General features: G+C 49.3%; 17 protein-coding genes. 9 read left to right on the top strand and 8 right to left on the bottom strand.

Translation table 11 applies throughout. The features are described 5' to 3' along the window. Positions 1–72 precede the first annotated feature (72 nt). Positions 73–231 (bottom strand): YegP family protein, encoded by a 159-nt coding sequence (locus CWM47_RS39295; protein WP_240625967.1) that lies wholly within the window; start codon positions 229–231, stop codon positions 73–75. After that, complete coding sequence (locus CWM47_RS39290; protein ID WP_240625966.1) at positions 209–358, bottom strand: YegP family protein; 150 nt, start codon at positions 356–358, stop codon at positions 209–211. The genes CWM47_RS39295 and CWM47_RS39290 overlap by 23 nt, the downstream gene beginning before the upstream one ends. A gap of 283 nt (positions 359–641) precedes the next feature. On the opposite strand from CWM47_RS39290, the gene CWM47_RS19560 reads away from it, so the two are divergent. After that, the gene (locus CWM47_RS19560; RefSeq protein WP_100993957.1) at positions 642–1,310 is read left to right on the top strand and encodes an SGNH/GDSL hydrolase family protein; all 669 of its coding nucleotides are present in this window, start codon (positions 642–644) and stop codon (positions 1,308–1,310) included. 93 nt (positions 1,311–1,403) lie between these two features. Next, on the top strand, positions 1,404–2,558 hold the full coding sequence (locus tag CWM47_RS19555) for a beta-propeller fold lactonase family protein (RefSeq protein ID WP_100989898.1): 1,155 nt from the start codon (positions 1,404–1,406) through the stop codon (positions 2,556–2,558). Between the two features lie 28 nt (positions 2,559–2,586). Here CWM47_RS19555 and CWM47_RS19550 read toward each other — a convergent pair whose 3' ends face one another. Further along, a complete protein-coding gene (locus CWM47_RS19550) occupies positions 2,587–4,284 on the bottom strand; it encodes a hypothetical protein (protein ID WP_100989897.1) in 1,698 nt (565 codons plus the stop codon). A gap of 155 nt (positions 4,285–4,439) precedes the next feature. On the opposite strand from CWM47_RS19550, the gene CWM47_RS19545 reads away from it, so the two are divergent. Beyond that, positions 4,440–6,353: a heparinase II/III domain-containing protein gene (locus tag CWM47_RS19545; protein ID WP_240625349.1), complete on the top strand. Its 1,914-nt coding sequence runs from the start codon at positions 4,440–4,442 to the stop codon at positions 6,351–6,353. 27 nt (positions 6,354–6,380) lie between these two features. On the opposite strand, the gene CWM47_RS19540 is transcribed toward CWM47_RS19545, so the two are convergent. From CWM47_RS19540 to CWM47_RS19520, 5 genes are all read right to left on the bottom strand, one after another. Next, the gene (locus tag CWM47_RS19540; RefSeq protein ID WP_240625347.1) at positions 6,381–7,175 is read right to left on the bottom strand and encodes a DUF2490 domain-containing protein; all 795 of its coding nucleotides are present in this window, start codon (positions 7,173–7,175) and stop codon (positions 6,381–6,383) included. 174 nt (positions 7,176–7,349) lie between these two features. Continuing rightward, positions 7,350–7,685, bottom strand: a complete 336-nt coding sequence (locus CWM47_RS19535) for a DUF5615 family PIN-like protein (RefSeq protein ID WP_100989895.1) — start codon at positions 7,683–7,685, stop codon at positions 7,350–7,352. Then, entirely contained in the window at positions 7,685–7,912 is a 228-nt protein-coding gene (locus CWM47_RS19530) for a DUF433 domain-containing protein (RefSeq protein WP_100989894.1), read from the bottom strand. The genes CWM47_RS19535 and CWM47_RS19530 overlap by 1 nt, the downstream gene beginning before the upstream one ends. A 28-nt stretch (positions 7,913–7,940) precedes the next feature. Beyond that, complete coding sequence (locus tag CWM47_RS19525) at positions 7,941–10,409, bottom strand: helix-turn-helix domain-containing protein (protein WP_100989893.1); 2,469 nt, start codon at positions 10,407–10,409, stop codon at positions 7,941–7,943. An 82-nt stretch (positions 10,410–10,491) separates the two neighbouring features. Continuing rightward, positions 10,492–10,914 (bottom strand): EamA family transporter, encoded by a 423-nt coding sequence (locus CWM47_RS19520; protein WP_100989892.1) that lies wholly within the window; start codon positions 10,912–10,914, stop codon positions 10,492–10,494. Positions 10,915–11,099: 185 nt separating this feature from the next. On the opposite strand from CWM47_RS19520, the gene CWM47_RS19515 reads away from it, so the two are divergent. The 6 genes from CWM47_RS19515 (at position 11,100) to CWM47_RS19490 (ending at position 20,097) form a co-directional block, all read left to right on the top strand. Beyond that, positions 11,100–13,619 carry a phosphocholine-specific phospholipase C gene (locus tag CWM47_RS19515; protein ID WP_100989891.1) on the top strand — a complete coding sequence of 840 codons (2,520 nt, stop codon included), beginning with the start codon at positions 11,100–11,102 and terminating at the stop codon, positions 13,617–13,619. Positions 13,620–13,669: 50 nt separating this feature from the next. Further along, positions 13,670–14,977 (top strand): ethanolamine permease, encoded by a 1,308-nt coding sequence (gene eat, locus CWM47_RS19510; protein ID WP_100989890.1) that lies wholly within the window; start codon positions 13,670–13,672, stop codon positions 14,975–14,977. A gap of 252 nt (positions 14,978–15,229) precedes the next feature. Continuing rightward, complete coding sequence (locus CWM47_RS19505; protein WP_100989889.1) at positions 15,230–16,612, top strand: ethanolamine ammonia-lyase subunit EutB; 1,383 nt, start codon at positions 15,230–15,232, stop codon at positions 16,610–16,612. After that, complete coding sequence (gene eutC / locus CWM47_RS19500) at positions 16,609–17,409, top strand: ethanolamine ammonia-lyase subunit EutC (protein WP_100989888.1); 801 nt, start codon at positions 16,609–16,611, stop codon at positions 17,407–17,409. Before CWM47_RS19505 ends, eutC begins: the two co-directional genes overlap by 4 nt. A 131-nt stretch (positions 17,410–17,540) precedes the next feature. Further along, entirely contained in the window at positions 17,541–18,569 is a 1,029-nt protein-coding gene (locus CWM47_RS19495) for a Smr/MutS family protein (RefSeq protein WP_100989887.1), read from the top strand. A 7-nt stretch (positions 18,570–18,576) separates the two neighbouring features. Beyond that, on the top strand, positions 18,577–20,097 hold the full coding sequence (locus CWM47_RS19490) for a DUF4403 family protein (protein WP_100989886.1): 1,521 nt from the start codon (positions 18,577–18,579) through the stop codon (positions 20,095–20,097). Positions 20,098–20,269: the final 172 nt, after the last annotated feature.

Here is a 20,269-nt window from a genome sequence, read left to right as displayed (position 1 = left end):
TACACCCGATTTTGAACCCGGATTATATACCTCCGCCTGAAAAACAAAAGAACTAAGAACAGGCGAAGATGACTACTTTAGCCAGTTTACAGAGTCAATACCGTTATCTCTCGATGCTTCGCTTATGTACATTTCGCTCGAGCTAATAGCTTGCCCTTTTCCGGCATTTAGGTTAAAATAAGGCTTACCATTTGACGATGTTTTATGATCAGATTTTGCGTCGTCCTGCAAATTTTCCAAACCGATTTGGTGTCGTTTTGCAACTTGACTTGAATGAATAGCCTTCGCTACCCAGCATTGTCTGGCCATTGCCTGCTTTTAGATTAAACTGAACTTTTCCGTTTGCTCTGGTCGTAATTACAAATTTTTCAATTGGTAGTAATTATTTTAGGTTATTTATCAGGTATGAAGCAGTGAATTTTATGGAGCGTTTTATTTTGCGTAGTGTTGGTATTCTGGCAAAAGCCTGATCAAATTTGGTAACCTGTTCATGTGTCGTAAATCATGAGTTCCTAATGACTCGGTACTATACGGTATGAGTCATCGGTCGACACTGTACAAGCACGTAACCATTAGTTTACTTCTTTTCTAAAACCCAGTTAAACATGAGTAATGGACACTACCTGGCTACTTTAGGGAGTATGACAACAATTATCCGATCTCTGCTTTTCCTGTTAACTGTTGGTTTGCTCGCCATGAGTGCAGCTAAACCTACCCGTGTCGTTTTCTTTGGGGATTCCATCACCCAGGCTGGTGTTGGTCCCGGTGGCTATATCGACCGTTTGAAAAAAATGCTTCCTTCAGACCAGTTCGAGTTGATTGGCGCAGGCATTGGCGGCAATAAAATCTATGACCTGTTTCTGCGTATGGACGATGACGTGCTAGCCAAACAACCCGATGTGGTAATTGTGTGGGTGGGCGTGAACGATGTGTGGCACAAAGCTTCATTTGGCACTGGCACCGATCCCGACAAATTCGTGAAGTTCTACGAAGCGTTGGTTAAAAAACTCAAGGCGGCCAATGCCCGCGTGATGTTATGTACCCCGGCGGCTATTGGCGAGAAAACGGATTTCAGTAATCAGCAGGATGGCGACCTCAACCAGTATAGCCAGCTGATTCGCGACCTCGCCAAACGGCAGAACATTCCCCTGATCGACCTGCGGAAAGCGTTTCTGGAGTACAATATGAAGAACAATCCCGAAAATAAAGAGAAGGGCATCCTGACCACCGACCGCGTTCACCTGAACGAAGCGGGCAACATACTCGTAGCCGAGCAGATGCAGAAGGCATTGACAGAAGCGGTGAAATAAAGACAATAAGCCAAATCGTAGTTCCTGAATGATGGGCCAATAAACGCCAATTTTAACTGGCTTTTGTTGGCCTTTTTTAAACCACCTCCCGACATGAAAAAAAGCATTGTACTCGCACTGATTTGTGGGGTGTTCCTCGTATCGACAACGGGCTGGATTTCGTTTTCTGATTCTAATGAGTCTGGTTTCGGGAAGCCTGCGCCCAAAGTTCAACGCTATTTATATGTTGTCACGCCCGGTGTTCGGAATTACCTGGGTTATGGGGGGCATGGTATTCAGGTATTTGACATCGATAATAACCATCGGTTTGTTAAGTTCATCAAAACCGCTGGTCTTAGCAAGAATGGAAAACCCTCGAATGTTAAAGGTGTTGATGTGAGTCTGGCAACCAACTGTTTATATATCAGCACGCTCGAAGCGCTTCAGTGCATTGATCTCACTACAGAAAAGCTTTTGTGGGAGAGGCAGTACGACGGGGGCGTAGACCGGATTTCGATCTCGCCCGATGGTAAAATTATCTACATGCCGTCGCTGGAAAAGGAATTCTGGACGGTTGTAGATGCCAAAACGGGCGATGTACTTAAAAAAATCGTTACCAACTCGGGGGCGCACAACACTATTTACGGGCCGGATGGGAACTTCGTTTATTTGGCGGGTCTGAAGTCGACGATGCTAAATGTGGCCGATACCAAAACGCACTCGGTAACCAAACAGGTCGGGCCGTTTGGGGCCGATATCCGCCCGTTTACGATCAACGGCGCACAGACGCTCGTTTATGTAAATGTCAATGGCTTACTTGGTTTTGAAGTTGGTGACCTTGTTACGGGAAAATTCCTGCATCGTGTGGTGGTAGAGGGCTTCAACATTGGCGAAGTGAAACGACACAACTGCCCTAGTCACGGGATAGGGCTGACGCCCGATGAAAAAGAACTATGGGTATGCGATGGTGCCAATAACCGGTTGCATGTATTTGATAATACCGTAATGCCACCCGTTCAAAAAACCTCGATTCTGCTGAAAGATATGCCAGGCTGGATTACGTTTAGCCTTGATGGCAAGTACGCCTACCCATCAACCGGTGATGTTATTGACGTGAAAACCCGGAAAATTAGTACCTCGCTCGAAGATCAGAATTTCAATGATGTACAAAGCGAGAAAATGGTCGAAATTCATTTTAGCGGGGGCAAAGCCGTAGCCGCCGGAGATCAGTTTGGTTTAGGTCAGGTTCGGAAAGCTGGCCGGAATTAATACCAGATTCGTTAGGAGCTCAACGCCATCACGATAGTTTTAGCGTATGTTCAAAGGGCGTAAAACCGGTCAGGTAAACGGTTGGGGCATCCATAGCCGGTAACGCCCCTCTCAATTGAACGGCTTTGTGCAGGGCTTTACCCGGTCTGAAGGTAATCGTATCGCCTTTGACGGTGTAGGTGCCCGAGTCCGACAGAAGATAAGCATTGGCCCGTGTAGGGTGCTTCGTTACACCCGCAAACGTCCCGCCCGGACGGAAAATAAGCTCCATAGATACCGGAACGCCCGTTGTGCCGGTCATTTGTATCTGTGCTTCCATCCCGCCAGGCGTTTCGCGAAGGATAATTCGGGTTTTAAGGTGTTGCACTTCACTTTGTTTCCGATTGGCGCGGGGCATTTTCTCCCAGTCACCATCGGCGGGAATAGCTTTGGTGGGGTAGGGCTGGTAATAAGGCCCATCCAACGATTGTGTCAGTATCCAGCTTGTACCTTCCTGCACAATGGTTTCTGTCTGAAACTGCCCTTTTCCAAAAAAAGACGCGGCTATACGCAGGCCCTGTAACACGGCTTCACCTTTATGAAACGTTAGAAAAACCGGACTGGCCGACAAGATAGTGCTGTCCCGGTTGTTGCGCCGGATGCGTACCAGACCCGAATTCGTAAAGGTTTTCTGGTAATTGGTCGGTAGGGGTTTGCTGTCCGGAAGCTCACGCCAGAGGGACGGGTCTTCCAGAAAATAATCAAGGTAATAAACGGCTTTTGCCAGAGCCGTTTTCTCAATATTCCGGCTCATTTCGGCCATCTCGCCATTTTTATCGTGCAATGCCATATATCGGTAGGCATACCAATAGCCTTCCATTGTGCCGGTTAATGCTTTGTCCTGCCGCCCCGACGCTTCTGAAACAACTTCGCCATTTGGGTGAATGTAATAGAGCGTCATCAGTAAATTCCGTCGCACATAATCGAGCAGGTAAGGCTTGTTCAGACCCTTTGCTATGGTGATCAGCAGCCGATTGGTGAGGGGCGAATAGATGAGCGTACTGCGTTCGTTATACTGCCCATCTTTGTCCATATCAATATGTTCGGAAAGCCACTGTTCAACGCGGGCTACATACCGCGCATCGGGCCAAAGGGCATGTAGCCTTACCAAAGCCGCCGATACGACCCAGCGATGATTTGGCGTGTGAATGCCCCCAACGGTCAGGGCCTCACCCGCACGAAGCAGGAACGTTTTATAGGTCGGAAGCACCGAGTCCAGACCGGGGGTTTTAGAGTCAGCAAGCAGGGAATAAGCCGGGGCCAGCCGTTTAACGATAAAGCCTGTGTCGGGTGTGGAATGAAAATTTGTTGCGGGTAAGTCGAGGGTGCCATCGGAATGCTGAACGGCCAGCAGGTAAGCCACAGCCATCCTGACTTCCTCGAGCAACTCCGTTGAACGGTAATACTGCGATTCGGGGCTGGCTATGGCGCAGGCTGCCCGGCGGATGAAGTCGGCAGTCGATTGCGGGTTCGGAATGTCATCGCCATCTTTCAAACCGCCCAGAGCAGGATTATCTGGAGCGGTTATCCTCGTTGTTCGAATGGTTGTCAGTTGCTGGTCATTCAGTTTAAGCAACTCAAGAAGCCAGGGTGGTTTTATGGCCGGAGCAGGGTTCTCAAACAAGGTCAGCGATGGCAATAGGCACAAACTGGTTGTGGCTTTCGCGACAAATTGTCTTCTATCCATGTTTGATTTCGGGGTTAAATGGCGTTTGGGGGCTATTCTGCTAACGTCTGCAACTAATTGGGCCAGAATATATAAAAAAGAAAATGGCGGCTCGACTTTACCCGGTGCTATCTGATATAGTAATATTTCTGGTCCAACGCCTTCTCACCGTTCAAATGCTAACTCGTTCAATCATGGTTTACCTCCGTTCCTTTGCTGGTATTCTGGCCGTTTCACTGTTTTTTCAACTCGCCATACAAGCCCAAAGCAACCAGCTAAATGCCACGGCGAAGCTTCCGGATCACCCGCGTTTACTACTGTTAAAGGGCGAGGAGGAAACAATAAAACGAACGATCAATGCCGATAAAACCTGGGCTCAATTGCATCAGGCTATTCTGGCTGAATGTGACGCCATGCTACCGTCCGTTCCCCTCGAACGGATTCAAATTGGCCGACGCTTACTGGACAAATCACGGGAAGCCCTGCGCCGGGTTTTTTACCTTTCCTATGCCTGGCGGATGACCCACCAGACAAAATATCTACAACGAGCTGAAAAAGAATTACTGGCTGTGTCGGCTTTTTCGGATTGGAATCCATCCCACTTTTTGGACGTAGCCGAAATGACAATGGCGGTATCAATTGGCTACGATTGGTTGTATAATGACCTGTCCGCGCCATCTCGCGCGCTCATTAAGGCGGCTATTTTGACGAAAGGTATTGCAACGTCCATGGACCCGAAAAATAACAGTTGGCTAACAAGCAGTAACAACTGGAATCAGGTTTGTAATGCCGGGATCACCTATGGCGCTATTGCCATCTATGAAGATCAGCCAGAAGCGTCAAAGGCCTTAATAAACAGAGCCTTGCAATCGGTCATATTGCCTATGGGTGACTATAAACCCGATGGAGCCTACCCCGAAGGCTACAGCTATTGGGGCTATGGTACGAGCTTTAATGTCTTGCTCATCAGCGCCCTCGACAAACTATTTGGGAGTGATTTCGGCCTTTCTGAACAACCGGGATTTTTAAAGTCAGCAGGTTATCTGGAAAATATGACTGGGCCATCGGGCAAGGCCTTCAACTATTCTGATTCAGGTTTGGGTGGGGAGTTGCAGCCCGCTATGTTCTGGTTTGCCAAAAAACTGAATAACCCGTCCTTACTGTGGGTTGAGCGTAGTCGACTTATGAATAGCGATGTGAAAAAGTACGTTCGAGACCGGATACTGCCTGCCGCTTTATTGTGGAGCAACGGGGTAAAGCTAGATCAAATGACAGAACCAACATCCCTGATGTGGGTAGGAGCTGGCAAAACGCCCGTTGCTTTGATGCGGTCTTCCTGGTCTGATCCATCAGCGATTTATGTAGCCATGAAAGGCGGAAGCCCCTCAACGAACCACGCACACATGGATGCCGGATCGTTTGTTGTGGAAGCCGACGGCGTTCGCTGGGCTATGGATTTTGGGATGCAGGAGTATGAGTCGCTGGAGGCCAAAGGCGTGGATTTGTGGAATATGAAACAAAATTCGCAACGCTGGCAGATCCTTCGGTACAATAATTTTGCCCATAACACCCTCACGGTCAACGGTCAGCTGCAACGTGTGGAGGGTGTGGCTCCGCTTACGGGCTATGCCAGTACGCCCATGTTCATGAACGCCACCGCCGATCTGACAAGCCTTTATAAAGAATCGGTGCTGAAGGCGAACCGGGGCGTAGCACTAATCAACAAAGCATATGTAGTCGTTCGTGATGAGATCGAAACCCTGCCTGCCGAAACAACTGTTCGCTGGACAATGCTAAGTCCGGCATCTGCAAAACTGATCGGGGCCAACAAGGTCGAGCTAACAAAGGATGGTAAAACGCTGACACTTCAGGTAATGGAACCGGCCACGGTGACGATGAAAACCTGGCCCACCGACCCGATCCATGAGTACGATGCGCCTAATCCAGGAACGATACTGGTTGGTTTTGAGGTGAAACTGCCTGCCAGTACGAAAACGGCCATCACCGTAACGCTTACTCCCGGCTCATCTGCCGGTCAAAAACAGATGGTCATCCAACCGATAGCCCAATGGCCTCGCCATACTGATTAAGGCAATTTTTTCTGACTGGACTTTAGCTTATTTGCTGAAATCCAGGTCATACTTTACGTTCAGTCGAAACCCATTATTGATCTCAAAGACCGGCTTACGGGTAATCGGCTCCAGTTCGGGGTGTTGCGAAATCTGATTGAGGTAGTTTAACTCAATACTAAACGATTCCCGAAACTGATACCCCAAGCCACCCGAAATTCGGTTTTGATTGAAAACGTTCTGTTCAACATTCCGACCAAAACCAATAAACAGTTCATCAAAGAAATTGACATACCATTCGCCATCGTCGATGGTCGCTCCTTGAAGTGGAATGGTGCCAGCAATCTGGTAGCGGGCACGATTTTGGTATTCCCAACCCTCAATATGGCGCGGATTCGAGTCTGCACCGCTCCCAAGCCAACGTTGCTCAAGTCGAAAGCGGTGGCTTAGTTTTACGATTCCAGCGGTAGCGCTAAATTGAATGTCCTGCTGGGTGCGGTTTTCAATGGTGGGAACGCCCGCATCGGCAACGGGGTAGTCGCCATACGGATAGGTCGTAAAAAAGGTGTAGCCGCCCCCCAGCTTAACCTGATCAGTTAATGTAAAGGCCAGTCCGAGCCGGGCTAACGACTGTTGCCAGGACTGAATCAGTTCCACCCGGCGCCACTGATATTCGGTATGGAGTTCCCATCGTTTATTCAGCTTATGGTCGCCATTGTACGTAAACCAGCCGATTGCGTTACGGTCGATGACCCGATTTTGCTGACTAAAACCCGTTGTAGAGAATAGAAGTAAGAATAGAAAGTAACGGAAAGTAATCAGGCTGAATTGAATACGTGTCAATTCGAGTGTCTTTGTCAGTCTGTCATTGGTACTATATACGCCATATCTCCAAGATATGGCGTATATAGTACCAATGACAGACTGACAAAGACACTCGTCAATTCAATAAGAACTTTCCAGGTATTTGGGTTTTAAATTAATATCGTCCGGTTCGCTGTGGGTCACAGGCGTGTGTCAAAATAATTCTAAAAGCCCAACCTCGTTGGATTGGTCCAACTGTTGAATCTCATCACGATGCTTTAGTAATGTATTCATAACACCTGTCGATGATTGATTTCCCATCCTTAACAGGACGACTTTAGGCGGGAATCCATACGTATTTGCCAGATTGTAATAATCATCATCATTCGTAACGATGATACAGCTATTTATTTTTGCCCATTGCCAAATAGCAACATCTTCAGCAGGAATGGGCAAGCCTGTTCGGGTGATGTGTACGCAGTCAGGGAATTCAGATGTTATTTTTTTTACTAATCGATATGATAAGTTGGCGTCCAGTACTAATTTCATTAGGCTGCAATCAGACGAGTTCGACGTTCACTATCGGCGGCAAAGGCCAGAGCCGCCAGAATATGCTCAAGGCTTAGTTCAGGGAAGTCTTCCAGAATGTCAACGTTGGACATCCCTGAAGCCAGCCAACCCAGAATGTCCTGAACGGCGATGCGTGTGCCAATAATACAGGGTTTCCCAAACCGGATGTTTGGATTTAAACGGATGAATTCGGCGTAGTTGCTCATACTCAAATATACCAAAATTTATAACATATTACTCCTCCCCACCACCGCCAGCTTCCGCCCGAAGGGCATACTGCACAAACCGGATTTCACTGAACGATACGTCATTGCCTAGACTCTGGCGAACTTGGTTCAGGGTTTCTGATGGGTAGGTTTCAATATAAGCCCGGATACTGGCGAGCTTTTGAGCGGGCAATAAGGCTTCAACGGCCAGTTCACCTGTACCCACGTAGCGCACCAGATGACTCTCGACTGTCGAAACGGCCAGACTCCGCTCGGTGGCAATCTCGGCGATCGTTTTACCCGACTGGAAAAAGGCCAGCGTAATAGCGGGAGACAACTCTTTGGGTTCTTTAGGAGCTTTGGCGACTTTCGTTTTTGGAGCCCCTGCACTGGCCGCCCGGCCCGACGGATTCTCCTGAACGATGCGGAGAATCTCCGCACCAATCTGCCGCACTTTCGTTTTGCCAAAGCCTTTTACGGCCAACAACTCTGCCTCATTCGTAGGACGGACACGCGCCAGCTCGACAATGGTTTTCTGGGGCAATACCATAAAGCCGGAGGTGTTGTGCTCTCCGGCCATGTCATTGCGCCACTTCATCAGGGCGCCGTACAGGCCACCACGCGCCGAACCATCCGAAGGTGTTGGTTCGGCTGCTTTGGGTTCGTGTTTTTTGCGTTCGGGCTGGAAATCCAACTCGGCCCGATTGCGGGCTTGCAGGTAAGACAGTGCGTTAAAGCCGTCCTGACAGCTCTCGAAACTGCGTTGCTTACTGAACAACTCTTTTTCCAGTTCGTCCAGCGTTTCCAGCAGCAGGTCGCGCACTTTCTTGTTATCGCAGTCGGTCGGGAAACTGTGCAGGAGCGGCAGTAATTCGGTGCCGATGAGTGACTTGAAATACGTGCCCGCTTTTCGAACCCGATCCTGTAACGCCGGGTTGTGCTCGGGCAGGTTATCACTGGCGAAATAGCTCGGCAACTGCTGCTGGAAACGACCTGACACATCGCTGGCTTTCTCGCGCAAACTAGTAGTAAGCTGCGTCAGAATAGGGGAGCTTTCGGCATCTAAACTACTGGCGTGTTCGTTTATTACTCGCCGACAGCGGTAGAGTAATGAGTTGGCCCGCTCAAACGAAAATAGTTCGCGCAGGAGGTGTTGCTGATTCGTTAGCTTCGCCTGATGGAGGTGCTGTTCGTTGGGCGTTTGCAGTTGAACCTGCTGGTGAAAATCCTCCAGTTCCAGCTCCGACTTGATGCTGTGGGCCGGTATGGGTGACCGAAGCACCAACCCATCGAGGGTTTTGCAGCGGCTCAGGGCCACATAAACCTGCCCATGAGCAAAGGCAGAGGAAACGTCGAGAATGGCTTTTTCGAACGTAAGACCCTGACTTTTATGCACGGTAATGGCCCAAGCAAGTTTGAGAGGCATTTGCCGAAACGTGCCAATAGGTTCACTCTTGATCTCTTTTGTTGCAGGGTCCAGCGTGTATTTGATGTTCGTCCAGTCGACAGGATACACGACAATGTCTTCGCCATCCTGCTGACTTTTTACGTAAATGGCTGAGTCGTCCATGTCCGTAATTCGCCCTATTTTACCGTTATAATAAAGCTTATCCCGGGAAATGTCATTCTTGATAAACATCACCTGGGCGCCCACTTTCAGCTCAAGGCTGGCATCGGTGGGGTATGTATGCGCCGGGAAGTCGCCCTCAACGGTCGCCGTAAAGGTTCGGGGCTTTCCTTTCAGCGCCAGCAATTTCTGGATATTGATCTGTTGTGCTGCCGTGTTGTGGGTCGCCAGGGTAATATAGCCCTCGTCATCGCCGGGCGAGAAGTCGGGAATGTAGCGTTGATTCAGGTTGTCGAGTTGGGCGCGGGTAACGGTTTTCTCCCGAATGCTATTAAGCAGGCTGATAAACCGCTCGTCGGTTTGCCGGTAGATGTGCGTTAGCTCGATGGGCACGTAGGACGTCTGACGCAGGGCTTTACTACCGAAAAAGTAACCCGTTTCGTAATAGGGTTTGAGCAAGGCCCAATCATCGTCTTTTATGACCGGAGGCAACTGCTGCATATCGCCAATTAACAGCAACTGAACCCCGCCAAAGGGTGCCGAACTGGTCCGATACCGCCGGAGAACTTCGTCGATACCATCCAGCACATCGCTCCGAACCATACTGATTTCGTCGATCACCAGCAGGTCGAGCGTGCGAAGTAAGTTAATTTTCTCTTTGTTGAATTTCTTGCCTTCGCGTTGCGTAGTGCCCGGCGTTAATGGGCCAAACGGAAGCTGAAACAGAGAGTGAATTGTGACACCCCCGGCGTTTATAGCGGCTACACCTGTTGGCGCTACGACAACAAGACGCTTGGCACTCAGTTGTTTGATCTGCTGAAGAAACGTTGTTTTACCTGTACCGGCTTTTCCCGTCAGGAAAATATTCTGGTTGGTATGCAGGACAAAGTTGTGGGCAAGGTCAAGCTTTTCGTTTACGGAAACGGTCATAAAAACGCACAGGAGATAATGAACAAAGATACTCGTTTTATAGACGAGTTCGTACCTGAAACGTCATCAGTCCTTGAGTAAGTTACTCCCTGGATACCGCAATGACTATTGCTCCGGCCGCCATGAGTAGCGCCCCAACAACAACTTGCCAGCTTATTTTTTCCTTTAGAAAAACAGTGGCCAGAATGACCGCAAACAGTAAAGACGTATTGGTGATGGGCGACACCTGAGAGGCATTGCCCAGCTTCAGAGCGCGAAATGAGAGCAGTGACGACATACAGGTGACTACTCCCGCAATGATTAAATATATCCAGACCTTTCGTTCGATACGCGTCACGTCGGGCAGGTTTCCCTGAAAAATAACAACGCTCCACGACACAATCAAAATCAATACAGATTGTATGGCAAAGGCCAGACTTGAGTCCACATCTTTAATGCCTGCTTTGGATAGTGTAACGACCACGGCGGCAGATAAAGCGGCCAGACAGGCAAAGAGAATCCACATAATAGTTCACGTAAAGCGGGTTTCCACCTGCTATTGGCTAATTAAAAGAGCGGATTCTCATCCGCCATATCTATAAAGCGAAAAGAGAAACAAAATGATTTAATAATCTGACAGAAAGGTTTTTTGATTCTATCTCGTATATTTTTGGCCTATTAAACCAGCGAGCCAGCTCAATTACTTCGCGTATGGATTCCAGAAGAGACTTTATCAAAAAAGCAGCGTTATTGTCAACGGGTTTGTCGGGTATTCTGCCCGAGTCTATTCAAAAAGCATTTGCTATTAATCCGTCGCCCGGCACTACCTATCTGGATGCCGAACACGTGGTGATTTTGATGCAGGAAAACCGCTCGTTCGACCATACCTTCGGCACGCTCCAGGGCGTTCGGGGCTTCAATGACCCCCGAGCCATCAGGTTGCCCAACAGTAATAAAGTCTGGCTCCAGACCAACGCGGCTGGCGAAACGTATGCACCCTTTCGACTAAATCTGCGCGACACGAAAGCTACCTGGATGAGTTCGTTGCCGCATTCGTGGGAAAATCAGGTGGATGCGTTCAACGGAGGTAAACAGGATAAATGGCTGGATGCCAAGAAGTCAGGTAATAAGGCGTATGCCGATATGCCGCTAACAATGGGCTACTACAACCGGGAAGACTTGCCTTTTTATTATGCGCTGGCCGACGCGTTTACGGTTTGCGACCAGAACTTCTGTTCCTCCCTGACGGGTACAACGCCCAACCGCCTGTTTTTCTGGACGGGCACCCTTCGCGATCCGCACGACCTAAAGGCAATTGCCAATGTTCGGAATGAAAACGTCGATTACGGGTCTGAAGTGAGTTGGAAAACGTTTCCAGAGCGATTAAATGAGCATGATGTTTCCTGGAAAATTTACCAGAATGAGATCAGTTTGCCATCGGGACTTGAAGGTGACGCCGACGGTTGGTTGAGCAACTTTACGGATAACCCCATCGAATGGTTTTCGCAATATCGTGTCCGGTTTCATCCGGCCTATTACAAACATATACAGAAAGAGGAAAAGGAGCTTCCCGAACGTTTACAGTCACTTGACGCCAGACTTAAAAGCCTGAATGAGGGCGATAAAGACTTTGCGAAGGTGAAACGGGAACTGGTCAGCCAGCAACAGTGGCAGAAAATTGTTGAGGCTGATCTGGTCAATTACACCCCCGAGAAATTTTCTCAGTTGTCGCAGGCTGAAAAAAATCTCCACCAGCGGGCATTCACGACCAATGCCGGCGATCCTGATTACCATACGCTGTCGACTCTTGGCTACGAGGATGGGGTGACAAAGCGCACAATGAATGTGCCGAAAGGGGATGTCCTGCACCAGTTTCGGGAGGACGTAACCAACAAAAAACTACCAACGGTATCTTGGGTCGTCGCTCCTGAAAATTTCTCCGACCACCCCGGCGCTCCCTGGTATGGGGCTTGGTATATTTCGGAAATGATGGAAATCCTGACCCAAAATCCTGATGTCTGGAAGAAGACAATTTTCATTCTGGCCTACGACGAAAACGACGGCTACTTCGATCACGTTCCCCCCTTCGTTCCGGCCCACCCCGATCAACCCGAAACGGGCAAAACCAGCAAAGGCATCGATACGCGTACCGAATTTGTGACGCAGGAGCAGGAAAGTAAACGAAAAAATAAGGGGCGGACCGGCCCGATTGGGTTAGGATTTCGGGTTCCCTTAGTGATTGTGTCGCCCTGGAGCCGGGGTGGCTTTGTGAACTCTGAAGTGTTCGACCATACATCGACCTTGCAGTTTCTGGAAAATTTCCTGAGCCACAAAAAGGGCCTTAAACTAGAGGAAACGAACATCAGCACCTGGCGTCGAACGGTTTGTGGCGATCTGTCTTCTGCCTTTCGGCCCTATCAGGGCGAAGCGGTGAAGCTGCCTAAATCGGTAGACAAGCAGGCGTTTATCGAAGGTATTCACAAAGCTCAGTTCAAAGAGGTGCCTAAAAATTACAAGCGTCTTTCTGAGTCCGAAATCCAGCAGTGTAACGATTCTTCTGTACCGTCGGCCTTGTTGCCTGCACAGGAGGAAGGAGTGCGGCCATCCAGTGCGTTACCGTATGAATTGCTTGTGGATGGGCATATCGCCAATAAGCAACTGGTTATAAAGATGGCGGCTAAAAAAGAGGCCTTTGGTAAACAATCGCTGGGCGCTCCTTTTCAGGTGCATCAACGCATCAATAATGAAGTTACAATGCGGTCGTATACGGTGGCGGCTGGTGATGAGCTACAAGATACATGGCCGGTCGACGGGTCTTTTCAAGTAGGTGTATATGGCCCTAACGGATTTTTTCGGGAGTTTACGGGAAATGCTGACAATCCCTTGATCGAGGTTTCTTGTGACTATGAAAAAGATGCGAAGAAGAAGTTGACCGGGAATGTGCTGGTCAAATTGAAAAACGTTGATCCCGGACGAGCGTACACGATTCAGGTTCGCGACAACAGCTATCAGGCTAAACCCCAGCAACTAACACTCGACAACGCGGGAGCGGCTAAAGCGCAGAAAACGCTGATTCTTTCATTAAAAGATAGTTACAACTGGTATGACTTCAGCGTGAAAGTCGACGGGTTTTCCGATTTTGAGCAACGGTATGCCGGTCGGGTTGAAACGGGGAAAGCTGGTTTCACTGACCCCCTGATGGGAAAGGTACGTGCGCTGGCCAGTCGGTAACGGATAAATTCGTAAGTTGTGGCGTACGTCACAACTTACCGACCAACCCGATGCCCAACGAATCGCCGACTCTCAAAAAAGCGTTGACACCTGTTCACTTATGGGCCATTGGCGTGGGGCTGGTTATTTCGGGCGAATATTTTGGCTGGAATTACGGCTGGGGCGTTGCCGGAACGGTGGGGTTGCTCATTGCCACCCTCTTCATTACGCTCCTCTACTTTACGTTCATTTTTAGTTTTACAGAACTCACAACGGCCATTCCAAATGCGGGAGGGCCGTTTGCCTATGCCCTGCAAGCCTTTGGGCCATTGGGGGCGTTGCTGGCGGGTTATGCAACTCTGATTGAATTCCTGTTTGCCACCCCGGCCATTGCGCTGGCTCTTGGCAGTTACGTTCACTTTCTATACCCTGCTGTGCCGGTTGTCTGGTGTTCGATTGGTTCGTTCGTTGTGTTTACCGTAATCAATTTGCTGGGTATTAAAGAAGCTGCCTGGTTTTCGCTCATCATGACGATCATCGCCATTGGCGAGTTGCTGCTATTTATTGGTGTCGTATATCCCTACACCAAAATCGACACCTTTTTGCATAACCCGATGCCCTTTGGCTGGTCGGGGGTATTTGCGGCATTGCCCTTTGCCATCTGGCTTTTTGTTTGTCTGGAGGGGATTGCGATGGTGGCCGAAGAGGTGAAAGATGGGAAAAATACCATCGCGAAGGGCTACATTTCGGCCGTATTGACCCTCACGTTTCTGGCCCTCACAGTTATGGTCAGCGTGGGGGGCATAACAAATTGGGAGAATTTGGATCACTTGGATTACCCCATGCCCGAAGCCGTTGCCATTGTGCTTGGCCGACAAAATCCGCTCACCAAATTCTTCGCCAGTGTAGGTCTCTTTGGGTTGATCGCTTCGTTTCACGGCATCATCATTAGCTATTCCCGACAGATTTTTGCCCTGGCCCGAAGTGGCTACCTGCCACACGGTTTGGCGAAGGTAAGCCCCGCCCGAAAGGTGCCGGTTTTGGCGTTGATGGCGGGAGCTACCTTTGGTATTTTAGCCCTTATTTCGCTGGATACGAGTAAACTCGTTATTCTCTCAACTATTGGTGCGGTAGTCGTTTACATCATTAGTATGTTGTCGTTGTTTCGGCTCCGGCAAACGCAGCCCGATTTACCACGTTCATTCAAAGCACCCTTGTACCCTTATTTCCCCGCAGTCGCCTTACTGTTGGCGGTTGTAACGCTGGGGGCAATGATTTACTTTTATAGCTGGCTGAGCCTTCTGTTTTTTGGTGGGTTAGTGGTCGTTTTTGGCGTATTTTTCTATCAGGACGATACAAGCAAATCAAGCAGGAAATAGTTGCCAGAGCAGTTAACTAGACAGAAAGCCTGATTATATTCTTTTTTTTGTCGAATTGAGTTGCAGTTTTTTGTCATGGCACCGGCCACCCGACCCGACGATAGAAGGAATCTTAAATTCGACTAATAGGCAAGTTTAAGATTCCTCCTATCGTCGGGCCGGGTGGCCGGTGCCATGACAAAAAACCGGATAGTACAACCCTTATTTATAGTTTTAATCAGCCTGAAGAGTAAACAAAATAAATACCATAATATGGCCTATCCGTTCACCATTGGCAACTTCACCTACCGCTTCGCAGACTTGAAAGAGCTGCTGGCTAAAGCAAGTCCACTCCGGTCGGGCGATGTGCTGGCGGGTCTAGTGGCCGATAGTTACGAAGAACGGGTGGCCGCTCAAATGGCGCTTGCCGATGTGCCGTTAACCAATTTTCTTAACGAGACCATAATTCCTTACGAAACAGATGAGGTAACGCGCCTTATTATAGACTCGCATGACAAAACCGCTTTTGCCACTATAAGCCACTTTACGGTGGGCGACCTGCGCGACTGGCTACTGAGCGACGCAGCCAGCACCAGCCTGTTGCAACAAATGGCCCCCGGCCTTACCCCCGAAATGGTGGCCGCTGTGTCTAAGCTGATGCGGAATCAGGATTTAATTCTGGTAGCAAAGAAGTGTACCGTTGTTACCCGGTTCAGAAATACGCAGGGGTTACCCGGCCATATGTCCGTTCGACTGCAACCCAATCACCCCACCGACGACGCAAAGGGAATAGCGGCCAGCATTATTGATGGACTCCTCTACGGCAGTGGCGACGCCATGATTGGGATCAACCCCGCCACCGACAGCCCGGCAGCTACAGCACGCTTGCTCTACATGCTGGATGGTCTGCGCGAACGATTCGATATGCCCACCCAAAACTGCGTGTTAAGCCACATAACAACCACTTTGCAACTGATCGAGCAACACGTACCCGTCGACCTGATTTTCCAATCCATCGCCGGTACCGAAAAAGCGAACGCCAGTTTTGGTGTAAATCTGGCTCTCTTGCAGGAAGCACACGACGCGGGCCTTTCGCTGAATCGGGGCACAGTAGGCAATAACGTGATGTACTTCGAAACGGGGCAGGGGAGTGCGCTATCGGCCAATGCAAATCACCATGTCGATCAGCAAACCTGCGAGGTTCGGGCCTATGCCGTAGCCCGTCAGTTCAATCCCTTTTTGGTGAACTCTGTTGTAGGTTTTATTGGTCCCGAATATCTGTTTGATGGCAAGCAGATCATCCGTGCCGGGCTTGAAGATCATTTTTGTGGCAAACTCATGGGCCTGCCGATGGGCATGGATATCTGCTACACCAACCACGCCCAGGCCGATCAGGACGATATGGATACGCTGTTAACGCTTTTGGGGGTGGCCGGTATCAATTTTATTATGGGCATTCCGGGGGCCGATGATATTATGCTTAACTACCAGTCAACGTCGTTTCATGATGCACTTTACCTGCGCCGGGTACTCGGTTTGCGTCCGTCGCCGGAGTTTGAGGCTTGGCTCCTGCAACAGGGCATTATGGATAAGGTAGGCAACCGTTTGTCGGGCAGTACACAAAAACAACTCTTCGCGGCTTTACTTCCAGCATGAACGAAACGAATAACACAGGCATAGAACCCGATGAGTGGGAGCCGCTAAGGGCCTATACCAATGCCCGGATCGCCCTGGGGAAAACCGGCGTTTCTGTTCCACTCAGCGAGTCGCTCCAATTCAGGCTGGCTCATGCTCACGCCAAAGATGCGGTGTATTCCCAATTAAATCTGGACGAGCTAACAACGGCTTTATCGATAACGGGTTTGCCCGTTTATTGCCTTCGTAGCCGGGCTGTGAGTCGGGATATGTATTTGCAACGGCCAGACTTTGGCCGTTTACTGGACACCCCATCCGAAGAGCAGCTTCGGCAGTTGAATAGCCCTCCTGCCGATATAAGTATTATCGTTGCCGATGGCCTATCAGCAACGGCCATTATGAAAAATGCCGGGGCGGTTATTCCTGTACTTGTAGAGAAAATCCAGCAGGCCGGGTATTCGCTTGCACCAGTCATTGTGGTGGAGCAGGGGCGGGTGGCGGTTAAAGATGCCATTGGCGGAATTTTGCAACCCCGGTTAGCCATCATCTTTATCGGCGAGCGACCGGGGCTAAGCTCGTTCGATAGCATGGGCGCCTACATCACCTATGCACCCCGACCCGGCTTGACAGACGAGCGTCGGAATTGCGTATCGAATATTCGTGAGCAGGGCCTTTCGGCTGAGTTGGCAGTCGATAAACTAATGTACCTGATCGACTCGGCTTTCCGGCTACAACTGACGGGTGTAGCGCTAAAGGATAATAATGAGCTTGGCACTAGCAACTTACCGAAGCGTATCGCTGATTCTGAAGCTGAATGACTCTTTCAGCCAACTCCCTGTTCAATTGATTTAAAAAACTTTGGAAGGGATTTTTGATTATATCCGTTATACTTTTGAAAAAGAATGGTCAGAAAAACTGGATGACTATTGACTCTTGACAAAAGACTACTATGAACATTGGTGATAAAGTCCGGTTGCTCCGGGCAAAAGAACAGGGTGTGGTGTCGCGGTTTTTGCCCGGCGACATGATTGAAATAGAAATTGAAGATGGCTTCCGAATTCCGGTGATGCGTTCGGAACTGGTTCCGGTTTCGCCTTTAGAATCTGAACGATTACTCAAAACCAGCACCTTCGCCCCACAAAAAACGGTAGAGCCCAAAGCGCCGACAATTCTATCCAATCAGGGTATTTACCTGGCATTTCTGGCCATCAACGACCGAGAATACACGCTCCATTTGATTAACAATACCGATTGGGACTTTGCTTATGTACTGGGCGAAGAATCGGCAGGTGCTGGCGGAGGTGTGCAGTTTCGGGGCGTTCACAGTGGGTTGCTGAAGCCAAAGGCACAGCAAAAAATGAATGATTTGTATGTTCATGCCACATTTGAGGACTGGCCAACGTTTGTTGTGCAGGGCCTTTGGTTCAGAGCGGGCAAGTCGACCTTACGTGCTCCATTGGTAAAACGATTCAAAGCACGGGCAACCACGTTTTTCAAAACAAAAACAACGCTGCCAGTGCTAAATCTGCCCGGCTTCCTGACCCAGCTGGATGCCGAACCTGAACAACCGCAGCCATTGAGTCCGAGCAGCAACAGAATGCCGCAGGCGCAGCCGAAACGGATCAGCCCCGAAGAGTTGAAGGCAGAGATGTTCACATCCCGCTCCGAGACGGAAAGTGTATCTATCGACCGGCCCACGTCTGTTGTTGACCTGCACATTGAAACATTACTGCCTACTGGAACGGGCAACCGAAACCCCGCCGAACTGCTTAAACTTCAGCTCGATACATTCGAAAAAACCCTCGAAAATGCCATTGCCAGCGGCATGAGCGATATTACATTTATTCACGGTTTGGGAAGTGGCTCCCTGCGCTCGGAGTTGCACAAACGCCTGGGCAAGCACCCCAATGTTAAATTCTTTGAAGACGCTCAGAAACAGAAGTTTGGTTATGGTGCCACCAAGGTTACGCTTAAATAGTTGTCGGATGGCACAAGGCTTTGGCCTTGTGCCTACTATTCTCCGGCCTCTGGCCGATTTAATAATATTATATAATACCGGCCAGAGGCCGGAGAATAGTAGGCACAAGGCCAGAGCCTTGCGCCATCAAATTGGGGTAGCGCTGTGTCTAAGTCTTTTTATTCTATCTTGCCAGCCATCAGGTAACAAACTGAATCCCAAAGCGCCCAAAGAAGTTTATAACACCACCCGGATGGAAGTTCAGAATGAACGTTTTTTGTCAACGGCTCACGTACCCGTTTCGATTGCATTAGGCGATGTTGAACGACAAATCAATGCGCAGGTAAACGGCCTGATTTATGAGGATAACAGCCTGGACGACAATCATAATGATCAGTTCATGACGAAGGTCTGGAAGCGGGGGACTATCCTCGTAAATGCGCAGGATAGCCTTTTTCATTTCACGGTGCCTTTGCGTATTTGGGTCAAAGCGGGTGTGTCGTTGCTGGGTTTTACGCAGTATAAAGAAACGGAGTTCGAAATAGACCTGCGTTTTAAAACCAAGTTTGATCTCGATAAAGACTGGTCTGTCAACACGCATACCGAGGCTGATGGCTACGGTTGGGTACGTCGGCCAACGGTGAGTGTGGTGGGCCTGAATATCCCCATAACCAACCTTGTTGGACGGATGATCGACAAGAACCTGGGTAGCATAACCAAAACGCTGGACCAGCAGGTGCGCCGGAATATTGACCTTCGAACGCCCGTTCTGAAAGTCTGGAATACATTGCGCGAGCCGTATCTGATCTCTGAGAAATATCGGACCTATTTGCAGGTGGTGCCCAAGCGGTTGCTTATTACGCCCCTCCGTTTTGAGGGACGCGTTATTCGCGCTACAATTGGGATCGAAGGTTTTGCGCTTACAACAACCGGTGATAAACCAGATGTCAAACCCGCTGTGTCGCTTCCTGACCTGACCGTGGTTTCGCAGGTAAACGATGATTTTCGAATTGGTTTGCTGAGTGAGGCCAGCTATCAGGAAGCGGCTAAACTTGCCGCCGACGAGTTTGTCGGGAAAACGTTTTCGTTCAGCGAAAATCGGTATACAATTACCATTACGGACATGGACATGTACGGCCAGAATGACAATCTCATCATTAAGGCTGGCCTTAAAGGCACTATTAACGGCGATATTTATTTGAGCGGTCGACCCTACTACGATGCGGACTCCCAAACCATTTCGTTGAGGGATTTAAAATATGATCTGGACACCCGGAATATTTTGCAGCAGTCGGCCAGTTGGCTCCTGAAAGGCACCTTTGCCCGAACGCTCGAAAAACAGTTTACCATCCCGATTGGCAGTCAACTGGCCGATATGCAAAAACTTTTGCAGGAGCGACTTAAAAATAATCAGGTAGTAAAAGGCGTCACGATCAACGGGCGCATCGACGAAATCAAACCCGATCAGGTTTATTTGACGCCCACCGCCATGCTGGCTGTTGTGAATGCCCGTGGCCGGATTGATGTAAAAGTTGAGGGGTTGCAGTAACCAGGCAAGCTTTATCTGGTAACCGTTCTTTTGTAAATGACTCATGTCACCTTTGGCGATTTATGCGAAAGGCGGCATGAGTCATTTGGCTTTAGCGCAATACCATACTCACCGACACCATGCCTTTTGATGGTAGTACTTTCGTATATTATTTGCCTATATCAACTTGTAT

The organism is Spirosoma pollinicola (assembly GCF_002831565.1).
Lineage (GTDB): Bacteria > Bacteroidota > Bacteroidia > Cytophagales > Spirosomataceae > Spirosoma > Spirosoma pollinicola.
Note: the sequence above shows the minus strand (reverse complement) of the source record. Positions and strands in the feature narration are given on the sequence as shown.

Bases quoted from the DNA above. Each gene is read 5' to 3' on its own strand.
- CWM47_RS19560 (WP_100993957.1), top strand. From the start codon at position 642: ATGACAACAATTATCCGATCTCTGCTTTTCCTGTTAACTGTTGGTTTG.
- CWM47_RS19555 (WP_100989898.1), top strand. From the start codon at position 1,404: ATGAAAAAAAGCATTGTACTCGCACTGATTTGTGGGGTGTTCCTCGTA.
- CWM47_RS19550 (WP_100989897.1), bottom strand. From the start codon at position 4,284: ATGGATAGAAGACAATTTGTCGCGAAAGCCACAACCAGTTTGTGCCTA.
- CWM47_RS19545 (WP_240625349.1), top strand. From the start codon at position 4,440: ATGCTAACTCGTTCAATCATGGTTTACCTCCGTTCCTTTGCTGGTATT.
- CWM47_RS19535 (WP_100989895.1), bottom strand. From the start codon at position 7,685: ATGAAATTAGTACTGGACGCCAACTTATCATATCGATTAGTAAAAAAA.
- CWM47_RS19530 (WP_100989894.1), bottom strand. From the start codon at position 7,912: ATGAGCAACTACGCCGAATTCATCCGTTTAAATCCAAACATCCGGTTT.
- CWM47_RS19525 (WP_100989893.1), bottom strand. From the start codon at position 10,409: ATGACCGTTTCCGTAAACGAAAAGCTTGACCTTGCCCACAACTTTGTC.
- CWM47_RS19520 (WP_100989892.1), bottom strand. From the start codon at position 10,914: ATGTGGATTCTCTTTGCCTGTCTGGCCGCTTTATCTGCCGCCGTGGTC.
- CWM47_RS19515 (WP_100989891.1), top strand. From the start codon at position 11,100: ATGGATTCCAGAAGAGACTTTATCAAAAAAGCAGCGTTATTGTCAACG.
- eat (WP_100989890.1), top strand. From the start codon at position 13,670: ATGCCCAACGAATCGCCGACTCTCAAAAAAGCGTTGACACCTGTTCAC.
- CWM47_RS19505 (WP_100989889.1), top strand. From the start codon at position 15,230: ATGGCCTATCCGTTCACCATTGGCAACTTCACCTACCGCTTCGCAGAC.
- eutC (WP_100989888.1), top strand. From the start codon at position 16,609: ATGAACGAAACGAATAACACAGGCATAGAACCCGATGAGTGGGAGCCG.
- CWM47_RS19495 (WP_100989887.1), top strand. From the start codon at position 17,541: ATGAACATTGGTGATAAAGTCCGGTTGCTCCGGGCAAAAGAACAGGGT.
- CWM47_RS19490 (WP_100989886.1), top strand. From the start codon at position 18,577: ATGGCACAAGGCTTTGGCCTTGTGCCTACTATTCTCCGGCCTCTGGCC.